This is a genomic window from Bacillus sp. CR71, from assembly GCF_003429245.1.
Lineage (GTDB): Bacteria > Bacillota > Bacilli > Bacillales > Bacillaceae_G > Bacillus_A > Bacillus_A thuringiensis_S.
Map to the genome: position 1 here is coordinate 3,684,120 of NZ_CP031748.1, position 22,047 is coordinate 3,706,166.

A 22,047-nucleotide genomic window follows, 5' to 3' on the forward strand; every position below is an offset into this window, starting at 1 on the left:
CGCTTCTTTTTGAGAAAGAACCTTTTAAAAACATTGAAAAACCCCCTTCATTTTCCTACCAATGAAGGGGGTCTTTCTTATCGTTTGCTACGCCAACTTTCATTATGCCCAAGATTTGCACCTGTCGCTACTTGCACATCATATAACATTTCACTAAAGAAGCGTTTATCTACTTCTTTTGGTACAATGCGTCTTTCATCATCAATCTCATCGTATTCATATGAACCATGATTCACTGTACCTGCTTTATAAAATTGAATGTCAAATACACATACATCTTCTTCATCTTCATAACCAATCGGCGCTCCGCTAAATGAAAGCTCTGCCCCTAATCCAGTACGAGTATCTTCTTTATAAAACGTATAATACACACCGCCATCTTGAACAGATCCACGGATCCATCCAAGCTTCGTCATCTTACCGAATAACAAACGACCATTTACTAAAATACCACCAAATCTCTCAATAGCACTCTCATCATTCTCTTCTACTACAAACACTGGACGCTCAATTTGTAGGAACGGCTGAACAATTCCCGCACTTTCTAATTGCTCTTTCCATAATTCCTTCTCCGCCCCAGACAATTCTAACGGATGAACGAAACCAATAACAGTGCCAAATGAAAGTTCATAACTCTTCCCGTCAATTGTACAGAACACGCCACCTTCTGCATAACGGAATGCGTTCAGCAACTTCCCTTCCTTATACTCACCCCAAATGAGTGAAATAGAAAATTGCTTCATAATTGGATTATCCATAAATACAGACTTCCATGCATTATGTGACCAATAACGCTTTAACGAAAGTGCCGCTTCCAATCGTTGTTTTTGCATGGAAAGAGTAGTTCGGAGTTCCTTCTTTAAAGAGGCTAATTCTTTTTTAGCCTCTTCAGCCTTTTCTACATCATCTTTTGCATTCGGCTTTGGAAGTGACTTCATACGTTTTCCTTCCTCTGTCTCTAATTCAATTTTTGACTCTGTAGTTAAAATGGCAGTAAAACTTCGATTCCCGAAATCAATTATCTTTTCACCATGTATAGTAAAGCCAAGGTCCGGCACCAATTGATCTTCCAGCTCTTCCTCTGTTATACCACGTGTTTTCGCAGCAAGACTTAGCGCTTCTTTTGCTGCATTACGTACTTGCTTATGTTTATATTTAAATGCTATTGCATGAATAGACATAAGTGCAAGCTTAGATGAAGACAAACCTAAAGCACGAACGGCATCCGCTGCTATCTTTCCTCTCATTTGAAGCACCCATTCATCAATTTGCTTTATAAGTATGTCGACCATTTTGTCGTCACTATACATTCCGTATAACGAAAGAATTCCACGTTTCTTCACATCTGCGTCTTGAGAAATCCATATTTGATATATTGTTTGCACATATTCTTTTAAGTCCTCTTCATTTAAAGCTCTACCAATTACTTCTGCTGTTTCTTTCTTCTCAATAACAACATCTGAAATATACTGTTGTAGATAGGCTAACGGAATTGCAGCATCAGCAATTTCATCAGAGTCACGTAAACGGATTTGTGGCTCATCCCCAATCAATTGCAGAAGTGAATTTCTTGTTTGTTCAGTTAAAATACGTGCACATAGTTCTTCTATCTTTTCTTCCTCCGTTTGAAATAAAAACGAGAATTTCCCTGCGAAAGATTCATTTTTACTTTCTTGCAAAGCTTCCTGTACAAGTTTCGTATATTTTTCAAGCTTATACTCTATAAGTATTTTCATCACATTTTCACGAACAATTTTCTTTTTATTATGAAGTTCAACTGCTACATCTGCTGCAGCTTCTACATCTTTTGAAAGCAGTTTAACTACAGACTCACGCATTTTTTTAGATGAATCCCCTAAGCTTTTAATTAAAATCGGACGCATTTTAACCATGTTATCCTTTGCTAACTCTTCTAAAATATATGCTTTTGCCATAGCAGAATACTCATCAAACCGTTCAATTATATATGCTTGTTCTTTTACAATTACACAAACAAGCGCTTCCTTCGCCTTATTTCTCTCTTCACTGTAGCATGCAGCTTCTTCAACTGCATAAGCGATAAGTTTTTCCTTACTTAACCCATACGAAAGCAGATCTTCTAATACTTGTTTCGGCTCTACTCCTCTGACAGAACATTCGTAAAGAAGTTCGTATAAATTAACACTATCATCATCTCCAAACTGTAGTGTAAGTACAGCTTCCCTTTTCGCTACATCATCTATATCCCAAAGAAGCGCAACCTCTAACACCGGCATACCCCAATACATACTTCTATATTTCGGATTTTTAAGTATTTGCTTTATATCCTCAAGTGACAACTTCCCTAGTAAATAATCACAATATGTATCCCGCACTGTAGACAATTTTATTTGCAAAGCAGCAACAAAAAATTCTTCTCGCATTTTCCCTCTATTTAGCTCATATCCTTTTTCAGCTAACGTGCGTGCGATGATGAGATAATTCATTTTACTTACATATTGCAAAGTACGTTGAATAAATTCAGGATCTTCCTCCAACATAAAGCATAGCAATTCATATTCATACGTCTTACAAAAATCCTCACTATTCAAATCATGTTGCCTTAGACGATGCGCGAAAAATCGTTCCTTAGAAATCCAAAACTGTGTACAAAAACTTTGAATTTCTTCATATGTTTCTCTATTTACACTACCAGTTTTTTTGTAGTTTTGAGACTGACCGAGAGTGTGACACATATAACGTGTTGCATAGTTTATAAAACCCCAAACATTTTTCTTCGCCAATATTTCAATATATCGCCTCGCAACATCCGAATATTTATGAACACAAAATAATAGCCGCCAAATATGTTCCGGTAAATTCCAACCTATAAATACTTCACTATCATCTTTACCTTTTAAATACCGTTTAACTGCTTCAACCTTTTCCTTTTCCCCTAGCAGTTTCAATATAAATTCTGTATGTTCTTCTAACCTCTCATTCAATAAAGAACTATATGTACGAAACTTTTCATAATCTACATCAAACATTACAAGAAGTAATGTTACTTGCTGGTTAGTTGGTAAAGTATGTAATTGTCCCTCTATATAGTTCGGATTCTCTCTTGTTAACTCTCTAAGAAAAACATCTGCTTCATTCACATAACTTGAAATACTGGATAAATATTTACATGCGATTGCTACAAGTTTGTCCAAAGGAAGTGCACTTTTTTCTAAATAAATCTTCATTTTAGAAAAACTGACATGCGCAAAACGGACTACAAGAACATTTAATAATTGCTCCTCGAGTATATGGTAAAATAATCGAAAAAAATCCGGATCTTGTTTATGCACTTTCCTAAAATCGTTTATAAATCGCTCCGCAAAATCGCTTCTTTTTTGATCACGAATTGTCGTTAGTTGAATATCTTTTAAAATCTCTTCTTCTTTTGTCTGTAAATATCGTTGTGATAATTGTTTCTGTTCTTCTGTCATATTAATATATTGAAACAACTCAGATGTACTAGTAGTCAAACTTTGTACCCCCCGCATCTTTTTATCTATTATAAAAATACCCTTATTTAATGGTAGTATAGCATAAATCCCACGAAAACGAACATACATTCTATGTTAAGTTAATGTAAATTAAAATACACTACTCAAAATACATTTCCTTCTCTCTAAACTTCCCATTACGCACTTCTCCCCACTAAAATCCTTTAATTTTTCACTACACCAATTCCTCAAAATCCCCTTCACATAAGCTAACGTTTTCTTATTATTTTCAAACGCAATTTTAAGTGCCTCTAACACTTTCTCTCCAGAAAGTCTTTGTATCCAATTCTTCAATTCCTTCACAATATACGGGGATAAACTACTAATATTTTGTTCATAAAACTTATAAACTTCACTATTTGGAACGCCCTCTTCTATGGTTTCTATCTCTTCCGCTTCTTCTTTCTCTTCAATAACTACTTGTGAACTACTATTATCCTCTTCTTCTGGCATACCAAAATACTGCAATAATAATGGAATCGTGTATTCTTCTTCAAGGCATTTACGTAAAAACATATGTATGAACTCATTACTTTTTACAGTCTTTAACTCACGTAATACGCACTTTTCTACATTCGTATTTGAAATAGGGTTATAGTGTAACCAGTTTATTATGAATACCTCTTTCGTTTCCGTATCATATAAAATCTTTCCATACTCAACAAACCTGTTTAGCAACTTCTCAACAGTCTCCATACTATAACCTGTTTCAAGCTCTGCCACACGCTTCGGTAATATGTAAATACCACATTGCTTCGTTTTCGTACCAGTTAACAAATATATGTAAAAATAACGCTCCTCTGGCGTTAAATCTAATATGAATTCATCTTGCCAAAAGTTCACCTGCACATTACGGTATACCGCCATATGTTTCCCTCCACTCTTTGCTAGTAAATAGGAAAATTTTAATCCTTCATTATAAAGATAGGCATGCGGGAATGGTTTTGGCATTCGAATTACAATTTTTTTACTACTACAACGCCGGTTTCATTTTTTCGTGCTTGTTTTGTTCTTGTAGTTGTTTTTGTTTTTGTTTTTTCTTAGTGATTTATTACTTGGTAGGGGCTTATGAGGGGCTTGGAAGGGCATTCTACATTAATTACAATCTATCAAATACAATTTTTTCTTCCTACTAAATAGGAGCTATTCAAAATTATTATTTTGGATAGCTCCTTTCAAATTCTTCTTATTTTTTACTTCTACCAATGTCAGCTTCTACATACAATTTATTCTGCTATTTGCAGGCAGTAAAACTCTCATTTCAAAATTCGGTGAATAAACTGCTCGATTGCAACGCGAGTGGCCCCACTGATTCAAGTTTTATTTTATTTTTGCATTGAATCTAACATCTTCACAATAAAGGCAGCTGCCTGACCACGAGTTGCTGTACCTCGGGGATCAAACTCATTATTTCCAACACCATTAACTACCTTTAGACTGTATAATCGTTGAACCGATTCTTTGTATGTTATTAAATGCTTATCTGTAAATGGTAATGCTACTAACTCACCTGTAATTCCTTTATATCGTAATGCTTTGTCAATCATAATAGATACTTCTTCACGAGTAATTGGTGAGTTAGGATCAAAAATCCCTTCACCACGACCATTAATAATTCCTGCACTTGCACAACGTTTAATACCGTCATGAAGTGATGGATGTGCCTCATTAATATCTACAAATGACTTATTTCCCTCTGGTAGTTTAAGAGCATTCGAGATTAATTTCGCAAACTCCGCTCTCGTTACATTTCGATATGGCGCAAATACACCATTACCTTCGCCTTGCATAATACCTAGACTGTTTAATTTACGAATATGCCCTTCAAACCAGCCACCTGTAATATCATCTTTTGGTTTTTGTACTTCTTCCTTTGGTACATTGTAGTTAATTTTAATCCAACTTGGGTCATAGAAAATCCATTCTCCATTACCTACTTTATACCAACCATTTTTAACCGCTAATACTTTGTAACGATCTCCGTTTGAAGCTTTACGTACAACACGATGTTCAATACCCGCATCACTACGTACATTGATGCCACTACCATTTACCACTAGTTCCATGCTAGGTTCAGCTGGATTATTTTCATTTGGATTAAATGAGTCATTTTTATCTTGTAAAGGCGTATCAATCTGCGCATTTATATTTGCATACCACTGAATTCCTTGTACGAAACCAGCCCAATTACCACGTGAAATTAAAATGTCAGGACATTTTTTCCCGCTCCATTGTTGATGCTTGTAAATATGATCTGCACCAATTCCTTCTTTGTTCATTAAATAACCTGCAAGTCGTTTTGCATTTTCTAATGCTTTATTGTAATCACCATCTTGGTTAACCGCGATCTCGATACCGATAGATTCCCTGTTTCCTGATCCATCTCCATCTCCTGCATGCCAACCATTTTCGTTTGTTGGTAAGTGTTGATAAATTTGTTTATCGTCTACAGTAAAATGCCATGAAGCTGTTCGGAAAGTGCCTTCAGTTGCTTGCTTGTATAAATATTTCGCATGATTTTCAGCATTAGCACCAGCGGCTGTATTTGCGGTCTCATGAATTGTAATGTAACGTGCTTTCATCGGATTTGCAGGACGAATATCAGGATTTCCTGCTGGAACAATCCACTCCACAAATGGAACTCCTGCAAGTGTTCCATATTTCTTCGTACTCTGTGCGCTATATTGAATACCTCTTGGCTTTGCAACAGGTTTCATTTGACGATCAGACCCATCATTTCGACCATCTACAGATTCAAATGCCTTTTCAATGTTTGAAATAGCTTCCTTTTCTGCTACTTGCCCCTTCTTAGCATCTTGCATTTTGTTTAATTCTTCTGTTTCATCATGTTTATGCTTATATTCTTCTAAAAGAATTTTTTCATTTTCAGATACTTCTGCTTCGTTAACTTGTACATGATCAGGAACTTCCAACTTGAAATTAGAATAATTTAATCCGCTCGATCCGTGTTCTCCTTGGGGAATATTAAGTTGATCAGTTTGAGAGTTGTTTATCTCTTCTGCTGATACTGATAAAGGTACGCTCCCTAAAATCACTAGACTTGTTGATAGTGCGATTACTTGTTGTTTGATTGTCTTATTCATTATTATAATAGATACATACACATTCCCGCCGTGTGTGTATCTCAACCTCCCTTTATTCTCACATTAATTTGTTAAAATATGAATCTACTATGTACTTCTAATATGACTTCTTTTTATTTATATATTTAAATAATTATATTTTATAACCATTAAGAAAATATTTATATGTCATCCCTACAGATGAATTTCATCTAACATACTTTTTACAAAATCCGTCAACAAACATTATTTTACAACTAATTACAAATACCGTCAAAAGCATTTGTACATACTGGCATGTTTTTAGGCTGGATCATTGAACATAATTTATTTAGTCAAGAATTTGAAGAAGAGTCTCCAGACGAAATTAATCAATTTAAACTTAGACAAATGACTGGCACACAAATTTATATAAACTGGGATGGCGTTTTAGCAGACAACATGTTAAATGATGAGGGCAACCAATTCGCAATGTACTACTTTAACAATAAGGATGAGTGGAAGTATATAGATGATTACTCAGGTATTTTTACAGACGATGGAGAAACTCTCTACCACGTGCAAGTTACTTGAGAAAATTATTTCAAATTAAAAGAAGTTATTGATAATAGCTATAATTTTTGGAAAGACAACTTACAAAATATATAATTATAACAAGTCGATTTCTTATTTTAATAAGGAATCGACTTTCTTAATATTTAATTTGCTGATTAACATCTCACTCAAAAATTATTTTACTAACGATACTATTATAGATACCGAATTATCTATAACGGAACGTTCTGGGCGTGATTTCATTAACACTGTTAATCCAATTAAGGACGTGACTAATGTTTGCGCTAATGCTTTAGCGTTCAAATCACTTTGTAGTTCTCCTGATCGAATTCCTTTCATGATTAATTCTTGAAAAATAACTGCAAGATACATTTGGTGTTCTCTAGTCAGTACTTCAAACTTTTCATTATGAGGAGCAAGCTCAACCATTGTGTTAATACAAAAACAGCCTTTACTGAACTCTTTTTTATATTCCTCTTCCACCATATTTTCAAAAAACATCCGAATTGCTTCTTTTACAGATTGTTCGTTTTGAAGTTTTGTTCGTATACGAGCCGCATGTAAATTTGTGTATCTCCTTAATGCCGCTTCAAATAAGCCCTCTTTATCACCAAAAGCTGAATATAAACTCGGTTTTTGTATTTCCATTCTTGCAGTTAGATCACTTAATGAAGTAGTAGCGTATCCTTTCTCCCAAAAAAGTTGCATAGCAGCATCCAAAGCTTTTTCTTCATCAAATTCGCGTAGTCGAGCCATTTAAAAATATCCCCTTCCTCTACATTTTTAGATTATAAACTAACACTTTATGTACCAATCAGTATATTATATATCGTATTAAATTATAAACGATGTGTCAAAGAAAACAGAATTAACTCAAAATAAACTTGACATATACATTTACTCAAGATTATATTTTACTTACAAAATAACATACCGCTCGGTACGTTATTTACACCAATACAAAATGGAGCTGATTTTATGAATAGCAAGGAAAAGATGATGACCACTCTTAAACATAATGATCCCCAGTTATATTCACCTATTAGCGCAAACATGTCCCGCTACATGACTCTATTATTCGCAATAGCTTGCGGGATGGCGGTGGCAAATATATATTTCGCTCATCCGCTACTTGATTCTTTATCAAATGAATTTAAGATTAGTCATTCAACTATCGGTATTGTGATTACTATTACTCAAGTTTGTTATGCAATCGGATTACTTTTATTAGTTCCACTTGGTGACTTATTAAACCAAAAAAGACTCATTATTGTTCAAATGGTTTTATCCGTTATCGCTTTAATTGTAATTGGGACCGCTCCCTCGGCCATCGTACTTTTTATAGGTATGGCCTTAGTAGGAATTCTTGCAACAGTTACGCAAACACTCGTCGCATACGCATCCATTTTAGCAAATCCAGCTGAACGTGGACGCATAGTAGGTTTCGTTACAAGCGGCGTTGTAATAGGCATTCTCCTTGCGCGTACATTTGCAGGCGCATTAACAGATTTAGCTGGATGGCGATCCGTTTATCTCACCTCCGCTACACTTATACTATTCGTAACTGTTTTGTTATATCGTAATTTACCTACTCTTGAACAGAGCAGAATGACAACTATGCCTTACCGGAAGTTAATACGTTCTGTACTCTTATTATTTGTAGAAGAACAACTCTTACGCATTCGCGGAATATTAGCATTGCTCATTTTCACTTCATTCAGTATTTTATGGACTTCTTTAGTATTACCTCTAAGTGCTACACCACATAATCTTTCACATACAGCTATTGGTGCGTTCGGCCTTGCTGGAGTTGCAGGTGCATTAGCTGCTACTAAAGCTGGACAATTAGCTGATAAAGGATTAGGACAAAGAACAACTGGCATAGCTTTATCTTTATTAGTACTTTCATGGCTCCTAATTAAATCTATTAATCACTCTCTATTATTACTAATTTTCGGCATTATCCTCTTAGATTTAGCGGTGCAAGCTGTACATGTCACCAATCAAAGTATGCTGTTCACAGTGCGTCCCGAAGCAAGAAGTCGACTTACTGCCAGTTACATGATTTTTTATTCTATCGGTAGTGCAACAGGTGCAATTCTTTCAACAAATACGTATGCAAAATATGGTTGGGATGGCGTATGCATATTAGGTGTATCTATTAGTGCTTGTGCTCTTTTATTTTGGATAATAACCTTGCGGCGATCATCACAGCTGAACGAAGAATAATTCATTTATGATTAATACGTGTTTTTCTACAAGACTATAGAATAGCATTTATTTTTTAACACAAATCAACGGCATTTTCATATAAAAAATGCCGTTGATTCACAATTTCATAATAAGAGATCCTATACTATCGAAATACATCTATTACAAATTCCCTTTAACGTTTTCAACAATTTCGTTTATCGTATTTCGATCAAACTTATCACTAATTTCGTATGGCTCACGATCTTCTACTAATTGTACGCCGACGATATCGTTGCGATTTTTACTATATTGCACTTCAATAATAGACCCACGCTCTATTTGTTTCCAAACGAGACTTGCTTCATCTTTATTATCTAAAATAATACAGTCCTCAATATTTTCATCAATTCCAATTAACTTATTATCATCCATATATCCAATCTCGTATTGTTGCCGTTCTTTCGCTTTGCCACTTACTAATATACCTTTGCTACCATATGAATAATCCATATAGTCCTTTTTCTCCGTTTGTACCGCTTTCGGCTTTTGTGCTTCAGTTTTTTCAGTAGCCCCACAACCTGTAATAAGACTGATTGGCATAACCACTATTAATACTAACCTAGTGAATTTCTTTATCATTTGTAACCAACCTCATATATTTAATGTAAAATTCCATTCATTACTCTATTAAAGAATAACATGATACTAAGTAAACAGAACGAAAGATAACATATTATTTACATACCCACACTTTAATGAAGGAACAGGCCATTTAAACCTAGTCCTCCATAACTTTAACTTTGCTTCACATACTTAATTGTATGAAATGACGTCTCATTAAATAATTGCAAGTTTTCCCCATCATAATCTTGAACTTTATATGCTATTTTCTTTTTTTGAATTGTATCTTCTACACCGTCTACTAAACGTTTATTGAGATGTAAATAGATTGTAAAAGCTTCCTTATCATATTCCCAAGTGCCTTCAATATAATTCTTTTTATTTGGATACTCACCTTTACCATACGTTTCAAATGTCTTATCACCTTTTAAAATAAGTGACATAATGAAACCGTCTGTTCCTTTGAATCCCCAATTACCAATTAATTCCGTACCATCCTTCACATTCTTCATAACGTTATCCGTATTAATTCCAGCTTTCTTATCTAACTCTTTCAAATCTTTCACAGATACTGTACCGTCACCGATTTTAATATCCCCTTCAAGGTCTTTGAATGCCTTAAGCCAGTAAATATCTCCTTCTTTCACTAACTTTTCGGATTTCTCCATTAACTCTTTATCAGTCTTATCGCCTTTTTCTCTTTTTTCTTTTCGGGTGAATACTTCATTGATTAAAGAAAAAGACTCTCTAAAATAACTAATTGCTTTTTCAAAATCCTTTTGTTGATTTACATACTCTGCAGGGGGATCTATCGACTCGAATTTATCTAACGTTTTATTTAATTCTTTCACACTATCTACTATATCTGATTTCTTTTTCTTACCGTCAAAAACCTCTCTTGTAATATTGTTATGCTCCGCAAACAACTTATCAAACTCTATCCCTAATTTATACACTTTATTAGGATAGTCTTCCTTTGAAACTTTTTCTTTCTTACTATTAGACTTCGATTCTTTTACTTTAGACTCTTCTGTTTTCTCCTGTTTAGAAGTGTTCGTTTTCTCAGAAACTCCACAACCAAATAACAACATGACCGGAACTGCTACCCCTAGTAGTTTCTTTGCATTCATGACTGATTTCTCCTTTTACTTGGATAAATTACTCTTACTATACCCATCCTCTTTTTTTATCTTGTAATTAAAGTTACAATCGCAATAACTCCTAGAATCGGTCCCCAATATTCCATTTTTATAAAAAATAATGAGTGCTTTTTGTTAAACATAACTTTTTCACCAGTTTCGGTATCTATATAAACTTTCCCATCTGGCTTATTAATATATTTACCTAAATACCAAGACATAACCCCTGATATAATAAACATTACCGCCATTGGCCAACTATGATCTTGAAAATATGTAGCGTCCCCCGTTATAGATCCAAAGATAGCCTTACCCAAAAGAGTATTAATAATTACAATAATTGCGACTAAAAAACCCCAACCAGACCAAATAATCATTTATTTCTCCTCCTAAAGCGTACAACTTTGTACTTTATGTTAATTTGAACTGCAAACGAAAATGTTTAAAAAACCGAATATTCAGACGTTAATAATTATATTTAGCTTACATTCGATTCTAACTTTAATGTTCTAAATGCAAATGAACCAGATATAATTTGTAAAATTGTCGGAATAAGTAAAAAGAATAATGACATAAACAACATAACTATAGGAATCACAATCATACAAACTCCATAAACTTTATTATTAACCTTGTTTACTAAACATGATAAAATAAGCAATCCTATTTGAACCGTTAAAATAATAGAGTAATAAGCTAAAAGTTCGTAATCAACACCTTCCATAATATTAAACGCTACAACTATTAATATTATAGAAATAATAATTCCCAAAATGCCACCAATTAAACCTAATACAAATTCAGGCGTTCTTTTCAATTCAATCCCCCTTTTATGAACCACTAACTGCTTGTATATTTTTCCCATTCACCATCATACCAAATATTCATTGGAAAAACTATACAAATGTATTTTTTATTCTACTGCAATTTTCTTGTATCTATAGATAACTTGTAGCAGTTACAAAATTAAAACCTTCACAATTACTTACTGAATTGTCATATTGAAAATTATAAATTAAAACGATAGAATTATAGGATTTATTTAATTTAACTACTTCCTTAATTCGAGAAAGTATTTTATCATCATATGAACATCCCGTTAATAACATAGAAATGTCATCACTCGCTTCTTCTAACACTTCCTTTTCAATAAAATCTTCATCTACATCAATCATATCAATATTAAAATCAACAAAAAATCTTGCTGGTATAGAGTCTCCTTCTTCATCATACGTAACATCTATATATGTATCCAACTGATCTTGCGTTTGCATATTACCGAACCATATTGAAACCATTCCGTGTACTTCCATTAATAGCGTCCTCCATTATGAATATATATTCTCATTCAACTTACGCTTTAAAATTCATGATTTTTATAAAAACCATTTCTTCTTTCCTTTCAGTCAAATAGGATTATTCGGAAATTCATTGTCATACTTATGAATTAGCTCTTTATCATTTTCATCAATTGGTACTTCACCTAAGTATTTATGTTTCCAAATAATCACCTGATCACTAAAACTATATTCTGTATCGAACCAATTTGTATAATCGAAATGCATGTTAAATTCCCCACTATGTTCCAGAGACATTGTAAAAGAGTACCAAAGCTCTTGCTGATTATCTTTGAAAACATTTCTTAATTCCTTACTCAATTTATATAAAAAATCTTCTTTCCTTTCAAACTCCTCTTCATCAACTTCGTATTTAAAAGGAATTTCTACACTATACTTATAATTTTCTTTATTTCTGAAGTTGTTATAGAAAAAGTAAGTTCCCCCTCCATCTTCTGATATTTGTGCATAAAAATAAAATTTCTCCCATTCTTCTGGAATCATGGCATGAACCGTTTCCGCTATCTCTCTATATAATCGATTCAATTTTATTTCCAATTAAATTCCCCCTATTTAATTTTCATCACTTACTTTTTCTATATTATACCATTCTTTTAATTAGCTCTTTATTTACACTAAAGTGTAATGTAGTTCATCTAAAAATCAAACCAAGTTTCGATGCCTTTAGAAAGTAGACATACCTCTTAAATACAATTAGTATTAAAATAAGAAATATGAAAGACTTAAAAAGGCTCTTACATGAAGGAAGGAAGTGCACAGCTATGGATTTTAAAACAATTATGCAAGAACTTGAGGCTCTAGGTAAGGAACGAACGAAAAAAATATACATATCTAACGGCGCCCATGAGCCAGTTTTTGGCGTAGCTACAGGCGCTATGAAACCAATCGCTAAAAAAATAAAAGTAAACCAAGAATTAGCTGAAGAGCTTTATGCCACAGGTAACTACGATGCTATGTACTTTGCAGGTATTATTGCCGACCCAAAAGCTATGAGTGAGTCTGATTTTGACCGCTGGATAGACGGGGCATATTTTTATATGCTATCTGATTATGTAGTGGCAGTAACTTTATCGGAGTCAAATATTGCACAAGATGTTGCTGATAAATGGATTGCAAGTGGGGACGAGCTTAAAATGTCTGCAGGCTGGAGTTGCTACTGTTGGCTTTTAGGAAATCGCAAAGACAATGAATTTTCCGAAAGTAAAATTTCCGATATGCTTGAAATGGTGAAAGATACAATTCATCATTCTCCAGAACGAACAAAATCCGCTATGAATAATTTCCTAAACACTGTGGCAATTTCATATGTACCACTACACGAAAAAGCAGTCGAGATTGCAAAAGAAGTTGGTATAGTTGAAGTCAAACGTGATAATAAAAAAAGCAGTTTGTTAAATGCTTCTGAAAGTATTCAGAAAGAACTTGATAGAGGAAGACTTGGTTTTAAGCGTAAGTATGTAAGGTGTTAAACAGATTCGTATCTGGGTGTCAATTCGAGAAGGATTGACACCTTTTTAATTAAGGTTATTCAACTATTAGATAAGCTCAATAATTTCATTAACAGATTCACTAAACATATCAGGATCTTCATTTTTTATTTCCAATAATAGTTCTTTAATGTTACTCGTAAAGATGTCCCTGTTTATTATTCATTTCTGTTAACACCTAACATTTAAAATAGTCTTTCAAAAACAGATAAAATGTTGACCAACTCTCCTTTAATTTTCCACTTAAAAGTAATTCATCTCCACCTTCAAAATTTACTGAGTAAACTTGATCGGTTACACTATCAAGTACCAATGCAGCATTTGCTGTCATTTCCGTTAAAACTAAATACTTATTAGGAAATCCATGTTCCTTTCGAGCAATAATTGTGTAGTATTCAATATTATTCTCTTCATCTATAATATCAAGTAATTCATAAGGAACGTGCTCTTCCCAAAAAGGTCCTGCAAATCGATAATAAAACTCTCTAAATGTATCAGATACTTCTACACCTAATCTATTTATTACTTCATTCACCTGCTCTTTATCTGCCCGCTTATATATGTCTTCTTCCAAAACTTCTTCTAAACAATTCAGCAAAGCATGCATTTGTATCCCTCCTTTATAAGGTTTATCCATGTGTTTGTGAAATAAATTAGCAACCCCGTACAACCTACCTGTATGGCATAGAACCAATCAATGTAACCTCTAAACCATCAAACATATCTTCTCTTTTTACTTCATTATATTTAAAATCATATAGAACAATAGCAAAGTTAATATCTTTCGCTAAACTATCTCCATTTATTAGCTTTTTTATTTTAGGAATAATTTGTTCACTATAAGAAAAATCACTTAAAATATGTTCAACGTCCCTTTTATTATTCTCATAAAAACAAATTTCAATATTATCTTCATCATAATAACCGAATTCAAAGCTCGTCCCAAACTTTGAATGAACTGAATCACCATCTATCGTGTAATCTATATCGACATACTCCTCAAGATTTTGAAGTGATTTAGAAATTCCAAACCAAACTGAAACCATTCCACTATATTCCACTTTTCTACGCCCCTCTATAATTCATATAAACATTCTTCACTTTACTATTTTGTAATCTCAAACTAGAAATCAACTCATTTAAACTATTCGAAACCTCTATAAACAACCCACGTTCGAAATCCTCCAATTCGACCTTTCCGCTTACATTATTTAAAACAACTAATGAACCATTTCCTTCTACTCCTATAGGAATCTTATCTAGCTTACAATGATTTTTCTCATACCCTTCTAACTTCTCTTTGAAAGAGTCCAACTCTTTATTTGGTAATACAGCTTCTAAACTAATATAATGGTCACCGATAAACCCATCCAAATCAGCGAACCAATATGAATTAAAATAGTGATAAACTGAATCATGAAACTTAATTGCGAATTGCTCCTCAAGTATTGTTAAATCAGTTTCAATATATTTCTCAACTGGTTTCCATGAAATTTCATCTTCCTCTATTTCACCTTGATATATAACAAAATCAACTTTTTCGTTATATGGTGTTTTAAATAAGAAATTCAAACCTCTATCAAAATATTCTTTTCTTAATTTAAAATATGTACTCATAGCATTCTTCACTATCACCATACTCCTCTTCCATGCACCATACATTTTCTTTTTCACTTTCAATTATTCATATAAGTTCTCAATTTCAATCAACCAAAAAGAATCCTTTTCCATACACTTATCATCAATTTTTTTCAACTCTTCCTTCAACCAACTTATTGTACACTCTGGTATATTATTATCGATAAAGGCATCCTCACCATTAATCTCTACTGCCTTATCGATCATTTTTGAATATACTAATAAACATTCTGCAAATTGATGTATAGAAGAATTCATAAACACTTCTTTATACTCATCACTATTATTTAGAAATACTACATTTTCTTGTTTTTCAATTAGACAAATTGGATCTCCAGAACTAGTTGTTCCTAAAAACCAATATTTTCGAAACTCTTCTGGCATATGAAATACAGTTGTAATAGACCTTACGAAAGACTGAGATGAAGTAAACTCTAAATATGGTGACGGTGTTTCTGGTAAGCCTCCTATAGACAAAAATCGTTTCACTTCATCTGAAAAGTTTTTGTTTATTAATTCTTTTTCATGAAATGTAACGAGTGGGCCATCTTTATTAACATCCCATTTCTCTCGAAAATCCTCTGGCAATATCATTCGTTCACCTTCTTGATGTGTTTATATCTTTTTACATTTAGTTGAGCTACTAGTTGTTTTTTTATTTTCCTCCATAAAACATACCATCCATTAAAGCTTTCCATTATAGTAAAAATCACTCCTTAGCAGGGTGCCATAGAATGTTTTATATTCATCGCATATATCGTTTTCTTATACGACTACATATCCATAAAAATACTTTTTACCAATCTTCCATTCTTTCTTTGTTAAAACATCAATATATGACATCAACTCTCTATTTTTTTCATTTGTTATAATCGTATCATATTGAATTGGACATTTGATTCCACTCCAAATTGATAAAACGGAAGGTATAGTAACAACATTATAAGTAGTTCTATCTCTTAAAGAACTCATAACTTCCGACACTAACTCCTTTGCCAAGTCTCCAGGAAAAGATAGTCTATTACGATAATAATATTCTTGCGCATCATTATTTTCGATAAAACCAGAATAAGCTTCATTAAATTCTTCTAACGATACTTCATAATACTCGTCCTCAATTCCAAGCATCCATGAAAGTTCATTTCTAATAGCTTTTTCAACAAAGGTATCTTCCCACTCTTCTAGTAATGCTAAAAGATATGGTACTACATGATATGAAAGAGTTTCACCAGCACTTACTACAAAATTATGAACTCCATCCTCTGAAGCACTTGAAAGGAATTTCAAATTATTCGTTTCTAATAAATCATCGTGAGTAGCTACTGAGCAAAATAGTCTAGTACATAAATTCAACACAAGCTCATCTCGAGTACTATTCATAAGTTCGATTAGTAACCCCTTTACAGAGAAATCACCTAGCTTTAACAATTCACTAATTAAGATAAAGCATTCTTTCTCTGTTGACCATCCCTTAGGTTAGACTTAAGAGTTTCAATTGTATGATTAGAAACTTCTCCATACCAAATATCTTTTTTTAAATGCTCTAAGTCCATCATTCTCTCTCCTTTTATTGCTTCTTACATTTATACGAACCATTATATATGGATAATATTATTAATCATGTAACTTATTTAAAAACTCCGTAAAATGATTAGCCACAAAAAATACATTTTCCCTCGCTACTTTCGGACAGTAAGTGCCCGAGTGGTTCAAATAATCCATCAGTAAGGATGAAGAAAAATCCCCACTGATGGAAGTTTCACTTTATCCTGCAATCTCAGCCGAAGAGAGCCCCTCATGAATATTTCCGCTTACAATGATAGAATGTCCCCAAAATATATCTCCATCCGAAAAGAATATTTCAAAATCACCTTCTGAATAAACGCTTAAGCTGCTTAATGTGATGGAATTAATGGACATTTCTTTTGTAATTTCGTCGATTTCTGCTTCATCATCATCTTGTAGCCATTCATTTGCTAACTCTACCAGTTCTTTTGCAGCGTACATTTTCATTTTCATTTTCCATTCATCTTGCTCTTTGAAAAGTGCATGTGCTGTTTCCAGTGCAGACTTCATCATATGTTTGTCTTCACTCCAATCAAAATATAAATGACATTCTTCACCAGCCCAAGATATTCTCTTTTCAAAAGTTTTCACTCTTTTATCGAGTTCGAACACACCCAACATCTCATCATGATAAAAAAGCGGTTTCATTGCATCTTGTAAGATGATTTCCAACTCATCATCTTTATATGGTGTTTCCAAAACCTTAACAAGCATCAATGAATTTTCTGACTTGCGCACCTGTAATGTTACAACTGTATTTGCTGTCAAAATGTCTTTTGATTTTCTCCATTCTGCATCATCAACCAACCATGCGAGTCGTATATCTTCTTTTGTAATCGTTTCATTGGTATGTAAGTCTTTCCACGCAATCAAATCAATTGACGCAGTCCACAAAATGTTGTCACCGCCTTTTGATGCGCCGATTCCTAATGCCCCTGTGACAGCTGCTATTTCAATCACATTTTCTGAGAATCTATTTTCAAATCTACTTATTTCACTTGATTTACTCAATTTCGAATACATTCCTTTCATCACCCACAGGCATAAATACTTTGTGAGTTTTCCTGTTTTATTATAATTGGTCATGGTAAAGCCTATATAGAATTATAGCTATAATTCTATATAGACTTTTTTTCACCTGGAATTTTAAATTTATTTACATCATATTCTTTAATTATATATACTTTTATAGCTTCAAAATCTTTACCAAATGCAAGAGATGGATTTTTTAAAAAATATATTATTTCTTCCTCTTCATAAATTCGGGCTTTAATTATTTCTTTGTCCGAGTGAAACGATAAATTGACTCCTTTGTAAAAATATTCGTAGTATCCCTCTTCATCCTGCTCACTCTTATCTTCAAAAGGAACAGATTCAATATGATATATATTCCCATTTATATTTATTGATTTCATATAGCATCACTCTCTTTTTAAGAATATTCATAAGAAATTAAATAGTCTCTGTCAATCATACCAAAAATAAGGGATTTACTTTTAGAATTTATAAAAAATATATAGGATTAAATTTAAATCTTTATATTTTTTTTCATATTACTTCATTATCACTGTACAATTGTGTAATGTGTCACAGAAGTAGACATATTGCAATGAGTCGCAGTGAAGTGGGATATCCCTTGAGAATATAAAATAAGAAGATCAATCTAGAAACACTATCTAGTCTAATCTTCTTTTATTGAATTTTTAATTAATGCATTTTTACCCTTAAAATAATATAATCAACGGGTGGATTATTATTTACATCCTCAAAACTGGTTCTAATTTTAAAGTCAAATTCATTTGTTATATTTTTCAATGAATAAATGTTTGTTCTATCTACACTTGTACGGGGGAGCAATATATCCGAAAACGTAAAACGCATGAAGAATATGTTGCAGAACTATTAGAAAACGCGGGTATGATATGCCGCAGAGGTTTTAGAAGTTCATGGCGATAATATCGAAGTTATAGGAACATACAAAGGCGCTAGAAATACCACAGAACACAAATGTAACTCATGTAAAAATATATGGGAGGCAGCACCAACAAATATTTTAAAAGGAAAGGGAGAGAAACATTATGTCAAAGTTATTACGTGAATTATCTAAACCGGATAGTGAGGCCCTGCGTTCCGAAGCACTAGAACAGTTGAAAGTTACTTCAGGTAAAATTGTTGCTTGTGATCCTCTTATTTTTAATACAAATCACTTCGAACAAACAATTCAGCCAGGTACATATCCAATTGTTGCTTGGTGGCATAAGGAAGATGGAGTCATTGCTGGTGCCGAATTGAAATTGTCGGAGTCAAAAGCGGTAAGATGGAAGATGGCAACAAAACCAGGACAAAATGTCAGTGAACTGGAAGACGGATATATTTTTGGTTACCCAGTTGATACAGGCTTAGGGTGCTTTGCAGATGTTGAAGCAATTGGTAAGTTAGAAGAAATAGAAGATAGGTTACAACAAGAACTAGGAGAAGAATTTACTAGTTTGTATGATGATCTTATAGATGACATACTAACAGAACATGATGAAGATTGGGGAAATTGCGTGGTGTGTGAGGAAACAGGAAGTAATATCATTATATTCCGTTCAGGTTATGGAGATGGATTTTATCCTTCCTATTGGGGAATTGATGAAGCAGGAAAAATCGTTTCACTTGTTACTGATTTTCAAGTGCTACATGAGGAAAATTGAGGACAACATCAATAATGATATAAGAGTAAATATTTTTTCTTTTACAACGTCAAATATTCCTCGTCTAATATTTGTATATAACTCGTAGAATAATCTCCTTATATACTACTGGTTCTAATAAATAGGGTTATATTCTTAAGTGAATATAACCCGTCATTAATTCTCGTTGTTTATTAACAGTTTTTTATTTAAATAATTTATTAACTCTACTGATGTAGAGTTAATAATGCACTGTTTTATCACGATACAGGTGAACTTCAGATACTCTACGCTCCGAAATTACTTTTTCTATGATTTCCTGGCGATTATATTCTACCTGCATCGTTTCACAGTTTCCCCAATGAGTAGGAGCGGATTTTTCGTTTGACTCAAATACATCTAGAAGACGATTTAATATCTCTTCTTCGTTAAATGCTACAGTCGGATACATTGCGATTGTAAAATAATTCGGTTTCATTTTAATCCCCCCTTTTTATTAGAAACGAGGTTATGTAACTATTTTCATTTATCACTGCCAGATAAGTTTGAATCCTTTCCACTATTAATCATGTAACTTATTTAAAAACTCCGTAAAATTATTAGCAATATAGCTTTCATACATCCTCCCTCAAAAAAATCCCCACGCTTATGTGAAAATAATCTTTCAACACAAATATGAGGACTTCCTTATTTCATTACTATACTTTACACATTTTATTCGCTAGAATCTTCTTCTTTCAATTTATATACTCTATCTCTTTTCTCATCACTTTTGACAAAAATAAGCTTTTCTTCTTTAACAAAACCTTCTAATAGTAAGCATACTTGCCCATATGCTTTAGGCTTATCCGTTGTGAATCTTTCATCTGATATTTTACCAGCTCGTATTAATTGCTCGCATAACTCAAGTGCACTTATTTCTTCAGAATTAATTAACTCTAAAATAGCCTTTTGTAAGGGCGATAAAGGTACGGGAATCTCAGCTACCTCCAACTTTTCTCGTTTGTTTTCTTCTTCAAATAAATCTTCGAATGAAATTTGATTCATACTTCTTTTCCTTTCTAACTATTGATTTTTATAACATGAACTGAATCCTATAGCGTATGTATTATTATGTATTACTTACCTTTTTTCATAAATCTCAAACTCATGTACATCGTTTCATATAGTATATTTTGATTATACCAAATATACGTTCTGTTTTCTATTGTAGAATTTGTTATAATAGGAATGAAAGTAATTATGAACCTTTTTCTCGTTGTTAATTGTATACTCTCTGTAAAAAAATAGAAATATAATTTATAAATTTGTATAATAAAATAGTACGAGTGAAATTTTATTATAGAAAGGTTCTGGTAATATGTTAGGTATTCATGTTGAAAAAACAAAAGATGAATTAATTATTTCATGGCAATTCTCTAAAATTCATATTCCATTATGTGAAATCACTGAGGTAACGGAAGATAATACATATGCTGGTGTTGAAGAAAAAAGCGCAATCCGAATTGGAACAGCATATGGTACAACTGATCGTATTTTAATTAAGACAGCAAAGCAAAATTATTTATTATTCACTACTAATAGAGTATCCATTTTAAATAAAATAAAAGCTTAATTGTTTTTCTTCCTATATTTAAACGTTAAACATCTACTAGATGTATATGTAACAACCTCACCAGCGTTATTGTCTTCTAATTGGCGATCAAGATGTTCTCCCAAGGCTTTTCTCCCTTTTATTTCTTCTTCTCTTCCACGCTCTTGGCTCTTCCTTAAATTTTCAGTCCTAGCGTCCCAATCTTTACGCTCTAAAGGTTGTTTTGTTTCTTCACAATGACAATCATATCTAATATCATCTGCTGCCTTATAATCTCCTCGCGCTTTGGCTTCATCTATTTTCATTCGATAGTATTTTTCTCGTTCTGAAGTTAGTTTAATTTTGTTTGGGTTTGTATTACTACCTTCACCTGTCTCCTTAACCCCACCACTCTCCAAATTCGAGACCCTACTCTGAATACTCGCCTTTGAGGCATCATGGGCTTCTTGGAATTTTCCGCTATAGTTCGTTCCAGATCTAACGACACTTCCATCTGGCATTATTTCTACACCTTTAACGAATGGGGTTACGGAGTCCACACCTTTTGCTAATGTATTTTCAATTATATAATACTAATAATTTATGTTAGCCTGAATTCATAAAAAATAATTTCTAAAAATTTATAG

Annotated in this window: 21 protein-coding genes and 5 pseudogenes; 5 read left to right on the plus strand and 21 right to left on the minus strand. The window is 33.0% G+C overall.

All coding sequences use genetic code 11. The features are described from left to right. Positions 1–77 precede the first annotated feature (77 nt). The 3 genes from DOS87_RS18420 to DOS87_RS18430 form a co-directional block, all read right to left on the minus strand. Positions 78–3,491 carry a DUF4132 domain-containing protein gene (locus DOS87_RS18420; RefSeq protein ID WP_098577879.1) on the minus strand — a complete coding sequence of 1,138 codons (3,414 nt, stop codon included), beginning with the start codon at positions 3,489–3,491 and terminating at the stop codon, positions 78–80. 111 nt (positions 3,492–3,602) lie between these two features. Then, positions 3,603–4,379, minus strand: a complete 777-nt coding sequence (locus tag DOS87_RS18425; RefSeq protein WP_000312100.1) for a DnaD domain-containing protein — start codon at positions 4,377–4,379, stop codon at positions 3,603–3,605. A 458-nt stretch (positions 4,380–4,837) separates the two neighbouring features. After that, positions 4,838–6,616 carry an S-layer homology domain-containing protein gene (locus DOS87_RS18430; protein WP_033794151.1) on the minus strand — a complete coding sequence of 593 codons (1,779 nt, stop codon included), beginning with the start codon at positions 6,614–6,616 and terminating at the stop codon, positions 4,838–4,840. A 246-nt stretch (positions 6,617–6,862) separates the two neighbouring features. Here DOS87_RS18430 and DOS87_RS18435 point away from each other — a divergent pair. After that, positions 6,863–7,243: pseudogene (locus DOS87_RS18435) on the plus strand (hypothetical protein). A gap of 81 nt (positions 7,244–7,324) precedes the next feature. Here DOS87_RS18435 and DOS87_RS18440 read toward each other — a convergent pair. Further along, complete coding sequence (locus tag DOS87_RS18440; RefSeq protein ID WP_000113335.1) at positions 7,325–7,906, minus strand: TetR/AcrR family transcriptional regulator; 582 nt, start codon at positions 7,904–7,906, stop codon at positions 7,325–7,327. 222 nt (positions 7,907–8,128) lie between these two features. On the opposite strand from DOS87_RS18440, the gene DOS87_RS18445 reads away from it, so the two are divergent. Next, the gene (locus DOS87_RS18445; RefSeq protein WP_001085016.1) at positions 8,129–9,379 is read left to right on the plus strand and encodes an MFS transporter; all 1,251 of its coding nucleotides are present in this window, start codon (positions 8,129–8,131) and stop codon (positions 9,377–9,379) included. 144 nt (positions 9,380–9,523) lie between these two features. On the opposite strand, the gene DOS87_RS18450 is transcribed toward DOS87_RS18445, so the two are convergent. The 6 genes from DOS87_RS18450 to DOS87_RS18475 all read right to left on the minus strand — a co-directional run bounded on the left by DOS87_RS18450 (position 9,524) and on the right by DOS87_RS18475 (position 12,998). Continuing rightward, entirely contained in the window at positions 9,524–9,982 is a 459-nt protein-coding gene (locus DOS87_RS18450; protein ID WP_000591641.1) for a hypothetical protein, read from the minus strand. Between the two features lie 155 nt (positions 9,983–10,137). Continuing rightward, on the minus strand, positions 10,138–11,094 hold the full coding sequence (locus DOS87_RS18455; protein ID WP_000992199.1) for a DUF3994 domain-containing protein: 957 nt from the start codon (positions 11,092–11,094) through the stop codon (positions 10,138–10,140). A 56-nt stretch (positions 11,095–11,150) separates the two neighbouring features. Continuing rightward, positions 11,151–11,480: a hypothetical protein gene (locus DOS87_RS18460; protein WP_000587855.1), complete on the minus strand. Its 330-nt coding sequence runs from the start codon at positions 11,478–11,480 to the stop codon at positions 11,151–11,153. 101 nt (positions 11,481–11,581) lie between these two features. Continuing rightward, positions 11,582–11,920, minus strand: coding sequence for a DUF4064 domain-containing protein (locus tag DOS87_RS18465; RefSeq protein WP_000831726.1), 339 nt, complete (start codon positions 11,918–11,920; stop codon positions 11,582–11,584). 121 nt (positions 11,921–12,041) lie between these two features. Then, a complete protein-coding gene (locus DOS87_RS18470; RefSeq protein ID WP_000451794.1) occupies positions 12,042–12,416 on the minus strand; it encodes an immunity 22 family protein in 375 nt (124 codons plus the stop codon). A gap of 93 nt (positions 12,417–12,509) precedes the next feature. After that, entirely contained in the window at positions 12,510–12,998 is a 489-nt protein-coding gene (locus DOS87_RS18475) for an antitoxin YezG family protein (RefSeq protein ID WP_000403549.1), read from the minus strand. Positions 12,999–13,222: 224 nt separating this feature from the next. Between DOS87_RS18475 and DOS87_RS18480 the strand changes: the two genes are divergently transcribed. After that, complete coding sequence (locus DOS87_RS18480; RefSeq protein WP_000346304.1) at positions 13,223–13,930, plus strand: DNA alkylation repair protein; 708 nt, start codon at positions 13,223–13,225, stop codon at positions 13,928–13,930. A gap of 196 nt (positions 13,931–14,126) precedes the next feature. Here the strand turns inward: DOS87_RS18480 and DOS87_RS18485 are convergent, their stop codons facing one another. From DOS87_RS18485 to DOS87_RS18515, 8 genes and pseudogenes are all read right to left on the minus strand, one after another. Then, the gene (locus tag DOS87_RS18485; RefSeq protein WP_000543081.1) at positions 14,127–14,555 is read right to left on the minus strand and encodes an SMI1/KNR4 family protein; all 429 of its coding nucleotides are present in this window, start codon (positions 14,553–14,555) and stop codon (positions 14,127–14,129) included. Between the two features lie 64 nt (positions 14,556–14,619). Further along, a complete protein-coding gene (locus tag DOS87_RS18490; protein WP_002162741.1) occupies positions 14,620–14,994 on the minus strand; it encodes an immunity 22 family protein in 375 nt (124 codons plus the stop codon). 19 nt (positions 14,995–15,013) lie between these two features. Further along, positions 15,014–15,565, minus strand: coding sequence for a SecY-interacting protein Syd (locus DOS87_RS18495; RefSeq protein ID WP_153578291.1), 552 nt, complete (start codon positions 15,563–15,565; stop codon positions 15,014–15,016). A 63-nt stretch (positions 15,566–15,628) separates the two neighbouring features. Further along, complete coding sequence (locus DOS87_RS18500) at positions 15,629–16,180, minus strand: SUKH-4 family immunity protein (protein ID WP_000602770.1); 552 nt, start codon at positions 16,178–16,180, stop codon at positions 15,629–15,631. Positions 16,181–16,351: 171 nt separating this feature from the next. Next, positions 16,352–17,139 (minus strand): annotated as a pseudogene (gene imm47 / locus DOS87_RS18505) (Imm47 family immunity protein). A 61-nt stretch (positions 17,140–17,200) separates the two neighbouring features. After that, positions 17,201–17,272: pseudogene (locus tag DOS87_RS30535) on the minus strand (SMI1/KNR4 family protein); the annotation flags it as partial. A gap of 78 nt (positions 17,273–17,350) precedes the next feature. Next, positions 17,351–18,184 (minus strand): DUF2262 domain-containing protein, encoded by an 834-nt coding sequence (locus tag DOS87_RS18510; protein WP_142330489.1) that lies wholly within the window; start codon positions 18,182–18,184, stop codon positions 17,351–17,353. An 86-nt stretch (positions 18,185–18,270) separates the two neighbouring features. After that, positions 18,271–18,567: a hypothetical protein gene (locus tag DOS87_RS18515; protein ID WP_000836202.1), complete on the minus strand. Its 297-nt coding sequence runs from the start codon at positions 18,565–18,567 to the stop codon at positions 18,271–18,273. Between the two features lie 663 nt (positions 18,568–19,230). Here DOS87_RS18515 and DOS87_RS18520 point away from each other — a divergent pair. After that, positions 19,231–19,848, plus strand: coding sequence for a DUF4241 domain-containing protein (locus DOS87_RS18520; protein WP_000040620.1), 618 nt, complete (start codon positions 19,231–19,233; stop codon positions 19,846–19,848). Positions 19,849–20,071: 223 nt separating this feature from the next. Here DOS87_RS18520 and DOS87_RS18525 read toward each other — a convergent pair. Next, positions 20,072–20,305: pseudogene (locus DOS87_RS18525) on the minus strand (hypothetical protein); the annotation flags it as partial. A 236-nt stretch (positions 20,306–20,541) separates the two neighbouring features. Next, a complete protein-coding gene (locus DOS87_RS18530; RefSeq protein WP_001071926.1) occupies positions 20,542–20,874 on the minus strand; it encodes a DUF3895 domain-containing protein in 333 nt (110 codons plus the stop codon). A gap of 313 nt (positions 20,875–21,187) precedes the next feature. Here DOS87_RS18530 and DOS87_RS18535 point away from each other — a divergent pair, with 313 nt between their 5' ends. Beyond that, complete coding sequence (locus tag DOS87_RS18535; RefSeq protein ID WP_000900618.1) at positions 21,188–21,442, plus strand: SunI/YnzG family protein; 255 nt, start codon at positions 21,188–21,190, stop codon at positions 21,440–21,442. Between the two features lie 35 nt (positions 21,443–21,477). On the opposite strand, the pseudogene DOS87_RS18540 reads toward DOS87_RS18535, so the two are convergent. After that, positions 21,478–21,960, minus strand: a pseudogene (locus DOS87_RS18540) (ADP-ribosyltransferase); the annotation flags it as partial. Positions 21,961–22,047: the final 87 nt, after the last annotated feature.